We start from the raw sequence: 14,309 nt of genomic DNA, 5'->3' as shown, positions 1-14,309 counted from the left end.
AGGCGAAGGCGAAGGCGAAGGCGAAGGCGAAGGCGAAGGCGAAGGCGAAGGCGAAGGCGAAGGCGAAGGCGAAGGCGAAGGCGAAGGCGAAGGCGAAGGCGAAGGCGAAGGTGAAGGTGAAGGCGAAGGTGAAGGCGAAGGTGAAGGTGAAGGTGAAGGCGAAGGTGAAGGTGAAGGCGAAGGCGAAGGCGGCGAAACTGAAGGCGACGACGACGGCGGTGAAGGCGAAGGCGACGACGGTGACGGCGACGACCCGGACGGTGACGACAACTCGGGTGAAAGTGAAGGCGCCTATAACAGGTGATGTAACCCGAATGGGATCATGTAATCCGGGATTGGAACGAAATTACGCCCGATCAAAAAAGAGGCGGCATTCAAGGACCCGGATTACATTCCCGAAAAAACTTCGCTCTTTAGAGCTATATAAACAAGGAAAGGCCGGGGTAGGTTCCCCGGCCTTTTCATTCGCCTCGGATGGTCAGGATCAATCCCGCAACAACTCGTTGATACCAGTCTTGGAGCGGGTTTTTTCATCCACACGCTTCACGATAACCGCGCAATACAGGTTGATCCCGTTCTTGGAGGGCATCGAACCGGATACAACCACCGAATAGGGCGGCACTTCGCCATACATGACCTCACCGGTTTCCCGGTCGACGATCTTGGTCGATTTGCCAATATAGACACCCATTCCCAGAACCGATCCTTCGCGGACGATACATCCTTCGACCACCTCGGAACGGGCACCGATAAAGCAGTTGTCCTCGATGATTGTTGGACCGGCCTGCATCGGTTCCAGCACACCGCCGATGCCAACACCGCCCGACAGGTGTACGTTCTTGCCGATCTGGGCGCACGAGCCGACCGTGGCCCAGGTGTCAACCATGGTACCCTCGTCAACATAAGCGCCAAGGTTCACAAAAGACGGCATCAGAACTACACCGGGCGCGATATAGGCCGACTTGCGGACCACACAATTCGGAACGGCGCGGAACCCGGCGGCACGCCACTGGCTTTCATCCCAGCCCGCGAACTTGCTGTCGACCTTGTCCCACCAGCCACCGGCCTGAGGGCCACCAGACTGAATTTCCATATCCTTGATACGGAAACCCAGAAGAACCGCTTTCTTGGCCCACTGGTTAACATGCCAGTCACCGCTTTCCAGCTTTTCCGCCACACGCAGCGAGCCGCCGTCCAGAGCATTCAGCGTATCTTCGATCGCTTCACGTTGCTCGCCGGTGGTGGCGGGGGTTATTGTGTCACGCGCCTCCCAGGCGGCTTCGATGGCGGCTTCAAGTTGCGCGTTGGACATGGGGCTACTCCGTGCAGAATCTCGTCATGTTGATCTGGCCTATACGCAAGCGGCAGCCAAGGTGCAATGCGACGCAATTCGGACACTTTGCGGCTCAGTTAGGTCGCGATGACTGTAATCAGCTTGCCCGGCGGATATGGCGGGACAGAATCGAACAGGCGGTGGCCGTATCCTTGCGCTTCATCGCCTGGATGATCGCGGCGTGATCGGCATCGGCGCGCTGCACCCAGCGTTGCTGCCAGTGCATGAACAGGTGTCGCGCGCTGGCAATATGCAGATCGTCGATGGCATGCAAAAGCCGGGGCCGTCCGCAAGGAGTTAGGATGGTGCGGTGAAAGGCGCGGTTCCGGGCCTCCCACATGGGCATGTTCTGCGCTGCGTCGCAGGCAATTCGCGCGTCATCCGCCGCCCTAAGCGCCGCCGGGGTCAGGTTCTGTATCGAATATTGCAGCGCAAGGGACTCAAGCGCCACCCGCATATCGATCACTTCGCGCACCTCGGCCGGGTCCAGCGCCGTCACACGCATTCCGCGCCGGGGTTCACTTTTGGCAAGGCCACGCGCCTCAAGCCGCAGTAGCGCTTCGCGGACAGTTACCTGACTGGTCTCGAACGCGCGCGCGATATGGTCCTGCCGCAGTTTTTCACCCGCCGGCAGATCGCCAGTGATAATCCGCTGACTCAGCTTGTCATAGATGGTATCGGCGATGGTCGCAGTCATGCGGTCATGGATAAAATCGAATTCCGCAACCCTCAAGGCGATAGTTCATTCCGGCAACGGATCGGGCGCGATATTCCCGCCACAGACCAATACGGCCACACGCTCATTCGGTTCCGGAGTATATGCGCCGGACATCAGCGCTGCCAGCGCGGTTGCACCTGCGGGTTCGACAAGGATGCGGTGCGATTGCCACAATGCCTGCTGAGCATCTGTAATCGCAGTATCCGGCACAAGCACCGATTCAATGCCCTGTGCCAAATCGAAACAGATGCCCCCGATGCGCCGCGCGCCCAGCGCGTTGGCGGCGACCCCGGATACAGGCACATCAATGGGCTCACCCGCTTTCAGGGCGGCGTTCAAGGCGCAGGATGTTTCGGGTTCGACCGCGACGACCTTGCGCGCACCCTGAAACCAGGCCAACGCGCCCGCGATCAGACCGCCACCACCGACGGCGATCAGCACAGTATCGGCCTGCAGACCCTGCGCATCCCATTCGGCGAAACAGGTCCCCTGACCTGCGACGGTTGCAGGGGCGTCATACGCATGAATCTGCATCGCACCCGTGGTGGTCTCATGCTCGTGCGCCATCGTCAGCGCATTGGCGTATTCGCCGGGCACAACACTCAGGTCCGCACCGATCCGCCGGATCAGGGAAATCTTGGAAGGCCCGGCCAGTTCCGGCACGAATATCTTGGCAGGATATCCCAACGACCTGGCTGCATAAGCCGCTGCCGCGCCATGGTTTCCCCCGGATGCCGCGACAATGCCTGCATCGGGCACATCGCCGCCAAGCAATGTGTTGAAAGCCCCCCGCGCTTTGAAACTGCCGGTATGCTGCATGTGCTCAAGCTTCATCTCGATCGGGTAATCCAGCCCGAAGCCGTTGACCCTGATGACCGGCGTGACTTGCGCATGGCCGTTGATGCGCTCGGCTGCGGCTGAAATTTCGGCTTTCCAGTTCATTCTTGTATTCCCGTGACTGGCACTCTGCCCGCGAACCCTATAGCTGTTTTAAAAACACGCAAGCAGGGATCACCCAGCAATGAAAGAAGACCGCCTCAGCCCGTTCCGCGATGCGCAAACCGATCGTTCAACCGCGAGCGAAGTACCGGACACGCCGCAGACCCGCTCGCCCGCGTATCGGTTGGCATTTGCTGACGACGATTTCCTGTGCCGAGATGAGTTGCGCCCCGTGCGGTTGCAACTGGAACTGCTGAAGCCCGAAATGATCATGACCGAGCGCGAGATCACCTCGACCATTGTCATGTTCGGTGGCGCGCGCATCCCCGAGCCGGCGCAGAAACACACTGCACGCACCGAAACCCTTGCCGGATTGTCCAGGTATTACGACGAGGCGCGCGAATTCGCCCGGCTGATGACCGAAAGATCAAAAGATAGCGGATGCCGCGAAAACGTGATCGTCACCGGCGGCGGACCCGGTGTGATGGAGGCTGGCAATCGCGGCGCGCAGGACGCAGGCGGCCATTCCATCGGTTTGAACATCGTTCTGCCACACGAGCAGGCGCCGAACCTTTATGTCACGCCCGAACTCAGCTTTAACTTTCATTACTTTGCCATTCGCAAGATGCATTTCCTGATGCGCGCCCGTGCGATCACGATCTTTCCGGGCGGGTTCGGTACGATGGACGAGTTGTTCGAGTCGCTGACACTTATCCAGACCGGTCGCATGGAACGGGTTCCCTTCCTGCTGTTTGGCCGCGAGTTCTGGGAAAAGGTCATCAACTGGGAAGCGCTGGCAGATGCCGGTACGATTTCTGACGAGGATCTGGATCTGTTCCGTTTTGTCGATACCGCGCAGGAAGCGGCGGAGATTATCGACAACTGGGAGCCAGCGCCCCCGCGTGACCACATTCCGGGGCGCTGAGGCGATTCGTGCTACACTTGCTATCGATGAGATCTCAGGAGGCGTCGATGGCTTATGTAACGGTGTCCAGATGGACTTATGACGAATCTCTGGACGAGGCGGCGCTGATTGAAACAGCGCAGGAAAACCTTGCCCAGCTCAAGGCGATGGGGGCCAGCAGCGGCCACCTTGTACGCCTTGGCCCGACCGAAGGGATGGTCGTGCTTATCTATCCCGACGAAGGGGCGTGGAACAGGGTGCGCGAAACCGTCGAACATATGCGGCGCGACACGTCGGCCCGCAAAGGCGGCACCCTGACCGAGGCCGTCAGCGGCCCGGCTATCGTATCCACCTGACAGAGTGCTTTTCGCACACCAGTTCCGATGCTAGACGGGCTAAAAACGCGCCGCGACAGCGGCACCATCTGCCCGGAGCTGCTGATGACCACACCACCGACCAAACTGCCGCAGACAGGCGAAATGCTTCACCTGCGTGGCAACTCGTTGGCCAAGGGCGAACCGGTCGCCTTGCCATTGACGCAAAGCAGCATGTTCCATCTGCCCGGCGCTCCGGACGGCTATGCGAATTACGGGCGCGTCAACAATCCCACATGGGAACATCTGGAACATGTCCTGTCCCACCTCGAAGCTGCGCCCTGTCTGACCTTTCCATCCGGGATGGGCGCCATCGCCGCCGCACTTTTTGCCACGGTGAAATCGGGCTCGCGCATTCTGATCCCCTCGGACGGGTATTATGTCACCCGATTGCTGGCGGACCGTTTCCTTGCAGGTCTTGGTGTCGTCGTGGAAGAACGCCCGACAACCGGATTCAGCGACGGCGGATTTGACGGGTTCGATGTTGTTTTCGTCGAAAGCCCTTCGAACCCCGGCCTCGACATGATCGACCTTGCACAAGTTGCAAGGGACGTCCGCGCGGGCGGCGGCATAACAATCGCCGACAATACCACTCTGACACCGTTGGGGCAGCGTCCGCTGGACCTGGGCATCGACGTTGTGGTCGCATCCGACACCAAGGCGATGGGCGGCCATTCCGATATGCTGATGGGCCACGTCGCCAGCCACCGTTCAGACATCATGGAGCGGGTTGAGGAATGGCGGAAAGTGTCCGGCGCCATCCCCGGCCCACACGAAGCCTGGTTGCTGCATCGTGGTCTTGAAACACTGGATGTCCGGTTCGATCGGATGTGTACCTCGGCAGAAGTTCTGGCGACACGCCTTGCGGAACACCCTGCCGTAAGACAGGTTCGTTTCCCCGGTTTGCCGGGCGACCCGGCCCACAATCTGGCCCGGGCGCAAACCCTGCGCTTTGGGTTCCTTCTGTCCCTCACGCTGGAAAGCGAAGCGAAGGCCGAACAGTTCATAAACGACTGCCCGCTGATCCGGCCCGCCACATCCTTTGGCGGCGTTCATACCTCGGCCGAGCGGCGCGCCCGATGGGGGGATGCGGTCGACCCCGCGTTCATTCGCCTTTCTGTAGGCTGCGAACCTGTGGAAGAGCTGTGGCAGGCCATCGAGGCTGGCCTGAGCAAGCTTGGCTAGCGCTTACTTTTTGTTCTCGCGCAATTCCTTGAACACGTAGATCGGCAGAACAATCCCGGCAATCAGCGCCCCCAGCCAGACCAGCAGTGTCGCGGCCAGCAGGTTCGAGATGCCGCCAACCGTCAGCCCCGATGTGATAAGATCGGTGATCAGTAGTCCCACAAATGTCACAACCAGCGCGACCCCACCCTTGAGGGCTGGAACGTTCTTTTCTCCAATCCGGGTGATCAGGGGTTCTGCGACAACCTGAACAAGCGTGAAAACCACGACGACAATGATCAGCGACAACGGCCTGATCGAGAACCCGCTGAGCAGCGCCGTCGCAAGCAGCAGGCCAACAGCATTTCCGGCCAGCAGCGCCAGAATGGACATAATTCTGCGGGACATTTCGAAAGAACTCCTTCAAACCTCAATTGCAATCATGCGGATATTACTCATTCTGCGAAAAATGGCGATAGACATTGCCATCAAACTGCATTTTGACCCGTTGAAATCACGTGATAAAACAATCCCATAAGTTCCGACTGCTATTAGACCTCTGACAACAGCGAGGCTGGGATGAGCGACGACCCCTATTCGGTTCTGGGCGTTTCAAAGGATGCGACCGACGCCGAAATCAAGAAAGCCTATCGGCGCATTGCCAAGGAATGCCATCCGGATCTGAAGCCCGGTGACGCCGAGGCCGAAGCACGTTTCAAGGCTTCGGCTGCTGCTTATGATCTGCTGAAAGACCCCGAAAACCGCGCGCGATATGATCGGGGTGAGATTGACGCCTCGGGTCAGGAACGCCCGCAACAGCACTATTACCGCGACTATGCAGAAGCGGCTGGCAACCCCTATCGCTCTGGTCCCGGACCGGGTGATCAGGATGACATGTCAGACATTTTTGCCGAATTCATGCGTGGCCGGTCTGGACATGGGCAACGCGAAAGTTACGGATTTCATGCACCCGGCCACAACCGCCAGTATGCGCTGCAGATCAGTTTTCTGGATTCCGTCTTTGGCGCCAGCCAGAAGCTAACCCTGCCGGACGGAAACCGCATCGAAGTGAAAATTCCGGCAGGCATAACCGAGGGTCAGACCATCCGCCTGAAGGGCAAGGGCGATCCCGGATTCGGCGATGGTCCGCCGGGGGATGCTCTGGTCACGATCTCTGTCACCGACCACCCGGTTTTTCGCCGTGACGGAAATGACATTCACATCACTTTGCCGATAACAATTGACGAGGCCATTCTGGGTGGAAAGGTTCCTGCGCCCACCATCGATGGAAAGGTCGGCGTGACCGTTCCTGCGGGAACCAGCAGCGGAAAGACGCTGCGCCTGCGCGGCAAAGGCGTGAAAAAGCGTGGCTCGCCCGAGCGTGGAGACCAGTTGATTGAACTGACCGTAACCATGCCCCCGGATATCGACACTGACCTGAAAGAATTCATGGAAACCTGGCGCGAAACGCACTCCTACGATCCCCGGAAAGGACTGTCGTCATGATCCGCTATTTCACCGAAGAGGAACTCGTCGCGACGGTTGTACGCCTGACCCCGGAACGTCTGACCGAATACCTTGCCGCGGAAATCGTGATACCCCAGCAGTCAGAGCAGGGTATGGTCTATCAAAGTCTGGATGTAGCTCGGCTGGAGCTGGCCTGCGAGTTGCACGATCAGTACGAGATGGAGGCGGACGCGCTGTCGATGATGATCTCGCTGATCGACCAGATGCACTGTTTGCGCGCAGAGTTGCGGGAGGTCCTGAATGCTGTTGAAGCGCAGCCTAACACGGTGCAGGAAAATCTAGCCAAAGCCATCGGGGCCGCGCGCTTCAGGCGATAGTGGCAATCACGAAAAGCACTTCTTAATCGCCAACCAGATATTCTTCGGGAACGAAGAAGGTATAATCCCGGTCGGCCACCGCCTCGTGACAATCGTGGCAGTATGTTACTGCAGCGCTGCGGTTTCCGAGTGTATCGCCAAAAAGCGACCCGTCCGGCATAACCATGATGTAACGCCAGTCAGCGGTATCCGGGCTTTCACCTTCGGGCAGTTTTTCCATGACAAACAATGCCCCGGGATGAACATGTCCTTCATCGGTAACAGTGATGCTGTCCTTGGCCAGAACTGTGCCCACCGGCAGCTTTTCACCCTCTTTCAGGGTTCCATAGTTGTGCGCGACCCGGTTTGCATAACTGTTGACATAGCGTTGCCCGTGAGTGGCCGAGATGTAGGGTGCATCGTTGAACAGTGGCCATTTCTGATAGTTCGAAAGGATATCCAGCCGGGCCGCCGCATACCCCCGGCCCATGCGCCCCATCAACTCCTCATAGATTTTCAGGGCTTCGTCCTTTGATAACTCTGCCGGGTTCTCGATAGCGATATGGGCCTCGGGGACCTGTGATTGCGCGTTTGCGGTCGACCCAAGGGTTAACACAGCCAATAGAGTTGCAATGATCAGCCCGACAGAGTTCTTTCCGTTTACAATCATGTTTTGGCCCACCTGACCTAAGGTTCGCCTAATACTTTATGGCGCGCCACGACAGAACAATAGCGGCCACCACACACCTGACCATACGTCAGCCGAACGTCTCACCGCCTTGTGTGCACGAGTGATCCCCAGCGCCCGCAGGCCCTATACAAAATCAGATATACCAAAATGAGAGCTCAAAAGACACCTGTCTTCCCTCAGACAGAAAAATCTTAATGTTTTGCTCCCTAGTTGCTTAGCCCTGTCTCTGCCTCGATCTGCTTGCGGGACTTTCGCGCGCGCTCGGTGGCCGATTTCAACTGACCGCAGGCGGCCATGATATCTTCGCCCCGCGTTTTGCGGATGGGCGAGGCATAACCCGCCTGATAGATGATATTCGCAAATGCCCGAATACGATTGTTCGAGCTGCGCCTGTAAGGCGCGCCCGGCCACTCGTTGAACGGGATCAGGTTTATCTTGGCCGGGATGTTGTGCCGCTTAATATGTTCGATCAGGCGGTGGGCGTCCTCATCGCTGTCATTTACGCCATCCAGCATCACGTATTCAAAGGTGATACGCTCGGAATTCGACGCGTTGGGATAGCTGGCCAGCGCCTGCAAAAGCTCTTCGATATTCCAGCGCTTGTTGATCGGCACCAGCACATCGCGAGTTTCATCCGTGGTCGCGTGAAACGAGATTGCCAGCAGGCACCCGATCTCCTCAGCCGTGCGCGCAATCTCGGGCACGACGCCCGAAGTCGATAGTGTGATCCGACGGCGCGAAAGAGAAATGCCCTCGGGGTCCATGGCGATCTTCATCGCGTCGCGTACATTCTCGAAATTGTACAGCGGCTCGCCCATGCCCATCAGGACGATGTTGGACAAAAGGCGGGTTTCGTTCTTGGGTGCGCCCGGTACGGGCCATTCCTCAAGATCGTCACGCGCCATCATGATCTGACCCACAATTTCCGCAGATGTCAGGTTTCGTACAAGTTTCTGAGTGCCTGTATGACAGAACGAACAGGTCAGAGTGCATCCAACCTGCGACGAGATACAAAGCGTACCCCGGTCGTCCTCGGGAATATAGACAACCTCGACCTCATGCCCGCCCGCGATGCGGACCAGATATTTCCGTGTACCGTCCTCAGAGACCTGACGGGTTATCACCTCAGGGATTTCGACCACAAACTGTTCGGCCAGTTGCGCGCGATACGCCTTGGCAAGGTTGGTCATTTCCGCAAAGTCGCGCACACCCCATTGATAGATCCATTGCCAGATCTGCCCCGTTCGCATTTTGGCCTGTTTCTCGGGCGTGCCATGTTCGATCAGCACCTCGCGCAAGCGATCCCGTGTCAGACCGACGAGGTTGATTTTCCCCTCAGGCAATTTGCGGGGGATGGTCATGACATCTTGTGTGATCGGCGCTTTGGCAGACATGGCGAGACTCGAGGATTCTGGCTTGGGATGCGCCTCTATATAGGATCGCGCGCAAAGATCAAAAGAATTCGCACCTATTGCGCCAATTGCATCAGCTCTTTGACCCGCAACCGCCCCAGTTCGATCCTACAGGATGTTATGGCGATGCCCGTACCCGACCCGCCACCGTAAGAGGCGCCCACGGCATCACATTGCGCATCTCGATACGCGGACCATGTGTTTTGGGCGGCATCCAGAGCGGGTAAGGCGGTTACACGTCCTGTCACCTCATCCAGTTCTTTCGCCGCAGCGACGGCGATTTCCAGCGCGATGCCCAAAGCGGCTTCCACACGTTCTTCAGCGCGGCTCACACATTCACCAATCTCGACCTGAGAACCGGCATCGCTGCATTCAAGTGACGGATCGGCCTGCGCGACCAATGGGAAAAAAATAAGCGGCAGAATGAAACGCATGTCTGTAATCCTTTGGAATCTGCAGTGATCTAGTTCATGGCGACCAACAGCACATATAACCTTTTCGGCACTTGGATGTATCGTTGAAACCGAACCGGGACTTTCTTCACCGTGCAGAACTCGTCGGGTTTGAGCCCAAATTGACATCCCTGCGACTTCCCCATTTATGCTTTGTTGTTACAACCAACCAGAAGGATTGACTGAACATTGGTGATACCGTTCAAAAAGCTCTCGAAACGCCTGATTGGAGCGGCTTTTACATGCATCCTTCTCATAAGTTCAGCCGCGAACAGCGAGGAGGACAAAGAAGCGAGATTTGTATTCGATTGCACCCTCAACAACGGGAAAGAAAAGGCGATCCGCGCAAGCGTCGAAATTAATGCCCATGATCAAGTCCAATTTGAAATCAACGGGCAGGATTTGGATGCGTTGTTTCTTCGCAACCCAGCCAATCATTCACCTACAATAGCCTTTGCGGCCTCGTTTATTTCGAACGTTTATACGCTTGTCATCCACAAGGATTTCTTCCTGCCTCACCCAGAAGGTTATGATCCTAATTCCCCGCCTGCAACCTTGACGATCCAGTATGCCGACGCGCGAGTTATTCCGGCAGTAGATGTGTACCTAGGTACGTGTCAGATCGAAATTGTTTGACAACGAAAGACAAAAATCCCCGGCACAACTCAACAAAAAAGCCCCGCCTCACTGGACGGGGCTTGCAAACTTAACCCGGTAAGTGCCTCAGTTGCTACAGCGCTTTTCGGCGTCCTCGATCGCGGCGGTGAAGCCCAGCAGCGAGAAGGTGTCCTTGGTTTGTGTGCCGCGCGCAGAGCGGGCGGTCAGGACAGCCTCAGTGCCGCGTTTCAGCGCCGTGACGATCTTGGCATCGTCGGCCGCCGTCGCAGGCCAGGCCCATTCGCCTTCGGTGAACAACTCGAATTCGCTGCCGTCAACGGCCAGATTGACGGTGGAACCCGGCGCAAAAGGATAGCCGCCAGTAAAGGTCACCTGCCCCTTCACTTCGGCCTTGGGCCGATAAAAGACGAACAGCAGAATGTCACTGCGGCGCACCGAAACAACACGGCCGCCGCGCGTGTTCACGGTTTCCTTGGGAGCCGACACGCTCCAGCATTCGGTGGGGTCGTCTTCGACAAAGACGCTCCAGTCGGTTTTCGCCGCGACCCGATTGGTGCTTGTCGCCTGCTGTGCGATTGCAGTTGTGGCCATTCCGACCATGCAAAGACCCGCGATCACACGGACTAGGTTCGATCCCATCTGTCCAGCCTCCTAGCTCGACCCATACCTCAAGATGCCAAGGTGCGCTTGCAGGCTCTGACTGACCCGTCTCATGTTGCGCATCCCATCGTTTGCCGACATACACACACTATCGCAGTTTTCGCCACCGGTGAAAGGGCGATTGGCAGAAATTCGCGCAACAAATGGGGGGACGACATGACGCAGCCGGTACCAATGACCGAGGTGTGGCGAGGACCACTGCTGGAGAGTCTGCATTTGGGTCATGCGGTGATATGCGATGACACCGGACAAGTCGTGCAAAGCTGGGGCGATCCGAACGCGACAATCTATCCCCGCTCGTCCGCCAAGATGATTCAGGCGCTGCCCCTGATCACCTCTGGTGCCGCCGCCAAATACGGATTGGGGACCGAGCATCTGGCGCTAGCCTGCGCCTCGCACAGCGGGGCCGCCATTCACACCGACCGTGTAACCGCCTGGCTGGACCACCTGGGTCTGCACGATGAAGATCTGCGCTGCGGCCCACAGGAGCCTTCGGACATGGCCGCGCGCGACGGGTTGATCCTGGCCGATGATACCCCCTGCCAGCTGCACAACAATTGCTCGGGTAAGCATTCGGGTTTTCTGACAGTGGCACAGCATATGGGGGCCGGGCCGGAATATCTGGGGATCGATCATCCGGTCCAACAGGCCTGTCTGTCCGCTTTTGAAGAAACCACCGACGAGACCAGCCCCTGTTACGGGATCGACGGGTGTTCCGCGCCGAACTTTGCCACGTCTCTGACTGGGCTTGCGCGGTCGATGGCGTGGTTCGCCTCTGCCGCCAGCCGGTCGGATCGCCAGAGTGCCGCCGCAGAACAGCTGACAGCCGCGATGATGAAGCACCCCGAACTGGTAGCTGGCGAAGGGCGCGCATGCACGGAACTGATGCGCGCCATGAATGGCCGCGCCGCGATCAAAACCGGGGCCGAGGCTGTGTTTGTGGCCATCGTCCCTGAAAAACGACTGGGTGTGGCACTCAAAGTCACAGATGGAACAACCCGCGCCAGTGAGTGCGCGATAGCTGCGATACTGGTGAGTTTGGGTGTTCTGGACGCCGAACACCCTGCCACGCGGAAATTCATGAATGCACCGCTATACAGTCGGCGCGGCATTGAATGCGGGATGATCAAACCGGCTGCCGGGTTCCTGTAGCAGCCGGTCCGGGTCTTACATTTCCATGATTTCGGCCACTTCGACCGAACCGTTGCCCGAAACGACCATCGGGCAACCTTTGGCCATTTCAGTCGCCGCTCCGATATCAGCGGCCTTGACCACCGAATAGCCCGAGATCGGATTGGCACCGCCATCATCGGCAACGCCGGTGGCACTGACAGTTTTTGACATGCCAACCGGGGCGCCGGGGATCACCACCGCTTCGCCCATATTCTTGAACCATGCCTCCCAGGCGGCCATGACCTCTTTGCCCTCTTCCGGGCTCTCGGGCGCTTTGCCCCCGTGATATGCAAAAACGAATTCCGGCATTGTCTTACCTCCCTTGATGAAAATTTATGTGATTGCGGCCTCAAGTTTGCGCAGCGACGAGGTCCAGCCCATTTCGTGGTTTTTGCTGATCTCATCATCGCCCAGCTCGCGGTGATCCAGAACCAATCGCGCGCCGTTGTCGGTTGCCTCGACCGTGAATGTCACGTGGCTTTCATCGCCGCGACTGTCATTCTCGTCATGCCAGGCCCAGGTGAAACCGATCGATCTGGGCGCATTCACATGCGTGACATGGCCAGACACCTTGAAACGCTGGCCTTCACCGTTTTCCATTACCGAATACCACGGCCCGGTACGCGAGAAATCCAAATCATGCTCGGGCACGTGCATCCCTTCGGGCCCCCACCATTGCAAAAGTTTCGGGCCATCGCTGACCCATGCAAACAGATGATCGGGACTTACGGGAAACTCCCACTCCATTCTCAGGTCGGCCACGTATTTTCCCCCTTAAGTATCGCACCCAAACGATCGAGGCTTGTTTCCCAAAACTCACGTTTGGAAATCGCCCAGTCAGCAATCGCGCGCAGCCCCTCGGGCTGGATTGAATACAGCCGCTGGGGCCCTTTGGCGCGCTGACGGACCAACCCCGCCTCACGCAGAACTTTCAGATGGCGCGAAACGGCAGCACCTGACATGCCTTTGCCTTCGATCAGATCACCCGCAGGCAGTTCCCCATCAGCCATCAATTGTTCGACGATAGCCAATCGCGTGGGGTCGGAGAGTGCCGAAAAAGCGGAAACAAGTTGAGTCATATCCATTATTTAACATATACGTTAAATAATGGGAACCCCAAATTCTTCTATACCTTCCGAAAAGAGCTTTTGCGGAAGAGTGTTATCGCCCGACAAATTCCTCGCGAGTATAACCCTGCAAATACAAGAGAGCGGTCAGATCTCCATGATTGACCCGAACCTCACACTGCTCGGCAACCGAAGGCTTGGCATGCAGGGCAACCCCGGTGCCCGCGCGGCCCAGCATGCCCAGATCGTTTGCCCCATCCCCGACTGCGATTACGTCTGTTTCCGAAATGCCGAGCCGAGCAGTAATCTGCTCCAACGCTTCGATCTTGGCTTGCCGCCCTAAAATCGGGCGCTGAACATCACCGCTCAGCTTTCCGTCTTCGACAAGCAGCGTGTTGGCCCTGTTTTCGTCAAAACCCAAAGTTCCCGCCACACTGGCCGTAAAGGCAGTGAACCCCCCCGAAACCAAAGCCGCATACCCACCCTTGGCACGCATGGTCGCGACCAGTTCCCGACCGCCGGGCATCAATGTGATTCTGTCGGAAATCACCCGGGCGATGACCGTCTCATCAAGCCCCTTGAGCAGACCAACCCGTTCGATCAAGGCACCTTCGAAATCCAGCTCTCCGTTCATCGCGCGCGCTGTGATGTCTTTCACATGATCGCCGACGCCCGCCTCGTCCGCCAGTTCGTCGATGCATTCCTGTTGAATCATGGTGCTGTCCATATCCGCCAGCAGCATTTGTTTGCGCCGACCCCCTGCGGGCTGCACGATCAGATCAACCCCCAACTCCTGAAGGTCGGACCAGACATCCCATTGATTGGCTGGTGGGGCGTCCAGCGGGAATTCTGCCGCCTCATTGGCACTCAACCATAGCACGTCGCCACCACCCCATGCGTTGCGGAGAGAGTCGACCAAAGCCGGGTCCAAAGAGGGTGCAGCGGGATCGGTCAGCAGGGTGGCGACATACATCGGGATTC

Annotated in this window: 20 protein-coding genes; 8 read left to right on the top strand and 12 right to left on the bottom strand. The window is 57.9% G+C overall.

Annotated features, from left to right (window positions below):
• Positions 1-304 (top strand): hypothetical protein (locus ACR0NW_RS22210; RefSeq protein WP_480791951.1); only part of this gene is annotated, 304 nt, incomplete at its 5' end.
• Between the two features lie 180 nt (positions 305-484).
• Here ACR0NW_RS22210 and dapD read toward each other — a convergent pair.
• The 3 genes from dapD to ACR0NW_RS22195 all read right to left on the bottom strand — a co-directional run bounded on the left by dapD (position 485) and on the right by ACR0NW_RS22195 (position 2,993).
• Positions 485-1,312 (bottom strand): 2,3,4,5-tetrahydropyridine-2,6-dicarboxylate N-succinyltransferase, encoded by an 828-nt coding sequence (gene dapD, locus ACR0NW_RS22205; protein ID WP_170656796.1) that lies wholly within the window; start codon positions 1,310-1,312, stop codon positions 485-487.
• A gap of 118 nt (positions 1,313-1,430) precedes the next feature.
• Positions 1,431-2,030, bottom strand: a complete 600-nt coding sequence (locus tag ACR0NW_RS22200; RefSeq protein WP_480452853.1) for a GntR family transcriptional regulator — start codon at positions 2,028-2,030, stop codon at positions 1,431-1,433.
• A 45-nt stretch (positions 2,031-2,075) separates the two neighbouring features.
• A complete protein-coding gene (locus ACR0NW_RS22195; protein WP_480452851.1) occupies positions 2,076-2,993 on the bottom strand; it encodes a threonine/serine dehydratase in 918 nt (305 codons plus the stop codon).
• A gap of 79 nt (positions 2,994-3,072) precedes the next feature.
• Between ACR0NW_RS22195 and ACR0NW_RS22190 the strand changes: the two genes are divergently transcribed.
• The 3 genes from ACR0NW_RS22190 (at position 3,073) to ACR0NW_RS22180 (ending at position 5,453) form a co-directional block, all read left to right on the top strand.
• Positions 3,073-3,915 (top strand): LOG family protein, encoded by an 843-nt coding sequence (locus ACR0NW_RS22190; protein WP_170656790.1) that lies wholly within the window; start codon positions 3,073-3,075, stop codon positions 3,913-3,915.
• A gap of 47 nt (positions 3,916-3,962) precedes the next feature.
• Positions 3,963-4,250, top strand: a complete 288-nt coding sequence (locus tag ACR0NW_RS22185) for a hypothetical protein (protein ID WP_480452850.1) — start codon at positions 3,963-3,965, stop codon at positions 4,248-4,250.
• Between the two features lie 84 nt (positions 4,251-4,334).
• The gene (locus tag ACR0NW_RS22180; RefSeq protein WP_480452849.1) at positions 4,335-5,453 is read left to right on the top strand and encodes a cystathionine gamma-lyase; all 1,119 of its coding nucleotides are present in this window, start codon (positions 4,335-4,337) and stop codon (positions 5,451-5,453) included.
• Positions 5,454-5,456: 3 nt separating this feature from the next.
• Here the strand turns inward: ACR0NW_RS22180 and ACR0NW_RS22175 are convergent, their stop codons facing one another.
• Positions 5,457-5,840, bottom strand: coding sequence for a phage holin family protein (locus tag ACR0NW_RS22175; protein WP_170656784.1), 384 nt, complete (start codon positions 5,838-5,840; stop codon positions 5,457-5,459).
• A gap of 171 nt (positions 5,841-6,011) precedes the next feature.
• Between ACR0NW_RS22175 and ACR0NW_RS22170 the strand changes: the two genes are divergently transcribed.
• Together ACR0NW_RS22170 and ACR0NW_RS22165 are read left to right on the top strand one after the other, a co-directional pair.
• Positions 6,012-6,938, top strand: a complete 927-nt coding sequence (locus ACR0NW_RS22170) for a DnaJ C-terminal domain-containing protein (RefSeq protein WP_480452847.1) — start codon at positions 6,012-6,014, stop codon at positions 6,936-6,938.
• Complete coding sequence (locus ACR0NW_RS22165) at positions 6,935-7,276, top strand: hypothetical protein (RefSeq protein WP_170656780.1); 342 nt, start codon at positions 6,935-6,937, stop codon at positions 7,274-7,276. Before ACR0NW_RS22170 ends, ACR0NW_RS22165 begins: the two co-directional genes overlap by 4 nt.
• Positions 7,277-7,298: 22 nt before the next feature.
• Here the strand turns inward: ACR0NW_RS22165 and ACR0NW_RS22160 are convergent, their stop codons facing one another.
• The 3 genes from ACR0NW_RS22160 to ACR0NW_RS22150 form a co-directional block, all read right to left on the bottom strand.
• Complete coding sequence (locus ACR0NW_RS22160) at positions 7,299-7,925, bottom strand: cytochrome P460 family protein (RefSeq protein ID WP_480452846.1); 627 nt, start codon at positions 7,923-7,925, stop codon at positions 7,299-7,301.
• Positions 7,926-8,152: 227 nt separating this feature from the next.
• Positions 8,153-9,340 (bottom strand): dual-specificity RNA methyltransferase RlmN, encoded by a 1,188-nt coding sequence (gene rlmN, locus ACR0NW_RS22155; RefSeq protein ID WP_480452844.1) that lies wholly within the window; start codon positions 9,338-9,340, stop codon positions 8,153-8,155.
• Positions 9,341-9,414: 74 nt separating this feature from the next.
• Positions 9,415-9,792, bottom strand: coding sequence for a lysozyme inhibitor LprI family protein (locus tag ACR0NW_RS22150; protein ID WP_480452842.1), 378 nt, complete (start codon positions 9,790-9,792; stop codon positions 9,415-9,417).
• A gap of 210 nt (positions 9,793-10,002) precedes the next feature.
• Here ACR0NW_RS22150 and ACR0NW_RS22145 point away from each other — a divergent pair, with 210 nt between their 5' ends.
• On the top strand, positions 10,003-10,446 hold the full coding sequence (locus tag ACR0NW_RS22145; RefSeq protein WP_480791950.1) for a hypothetical protein: 444 nt from the start codon (positions 10,003-10,005) through the stop codon (positions 10,444-10,446).
• Positions 10,447-10,533: 87 nt separating this feature from the next.
• Here the strand turns inward: ACR0NW_RS22145 and ACR0NW_RS22140 are convergent, their stop codons facing one another.
• Positions 10,534-11,067: an invasion associated locus B family protein gene (locus ACR0NW_RS22140; RefSeq protein ID WP_480452838.1), complete on the bottom strand. Its 534-nt coding sequence runs from the start codon at positions 11,065-11,067 to the stop codon at positions 10,534-10,536.
• Between the two features lie 177 nt (positions 11,068-11,244).
• On the opposite strand from ACR0NW_RS22140, the gene ACR0NW_RS22135 reads away from it, so the two are divergent.
• Positions 11,245-12,240, top strand: coding sequence for an asparaginase (locus tag ACR0NW_RS22135; RefSeq protein ID WP_480452837.1), 996 nt, complete (start codon positions 11,245-11,247; stop codon positions 12,238-12,240).
• A 15-nt stretch (positions 12,241-12,255) separates the two neighbouring features.
• Here ACR0NW_RS22135 and ACR0NW_RS22130 read toward each other — a convergent pair whose 3' ends face one another.
• The 4 genes from ACR0NW_RS22130 to serB all read right to left on the bottom strand — a co-directional run bounded on the left by ACR0NW_RS22130 (position 12,256) and on the right by serB (position 14,301).
• A complete protein-coding gene (locus tag ACR0NW_RS22130; RefSeq protein ID WP_480452835.1) occupies positions 12,256-12,570 on the bottom strand; it encodes a YciI family protein in 315 nt (104 codons plus the stop codon).
• 24 nt (positions 12,571-12,594) lie between these two features.
• Entirely contained in the window at positions 12,595-13,023 is a 429-nt protein-coding gene (locus tag ACR0NW_RS22125) for an SRPBCC family protein (protein WP_480452833.1), read from the bottom strand.
• Positions 13,011-13,340: a metalloregulator ArsR/SmtB family transcription factor gene (locus tag ACR0NW_RS22120; RefSeq protein ID WP_170656760.1), complete on the bottom strand. Its 330-nt coding sequence runs from the start codon at positions 13,338-13,340 to the stop codon at positions 13,011-13,013. Before ACR0NW_RS22120 ends, ACR0NW_RS22125 begins: the two co-directional genes overlap by 13 nt.
• 82 nt (positions 13,341-13,422) lie before the next feature.
• Positions 13,423-14,301: a phosphoserine phosphatase SerB gene (serB, locus tag ACR0NW_RS22115; RefSeq protein WP_480452831.1), complete on the bottom strand. Its 879-nt coding sequence runs from the start codon at positions 14,299-14,301 to the stop codon at positions 13,423-13,425.
• Positions 14,302-14,309: the final 8 nt, after the last annotated feature.

The organism is Ruegeria sp. CF5 (assembly GCF_056537325.1).
Note: the sequence above shows the minus strand (reverse complement) of the source record. Positions and strands in the feature narration are given on the sequence as shown.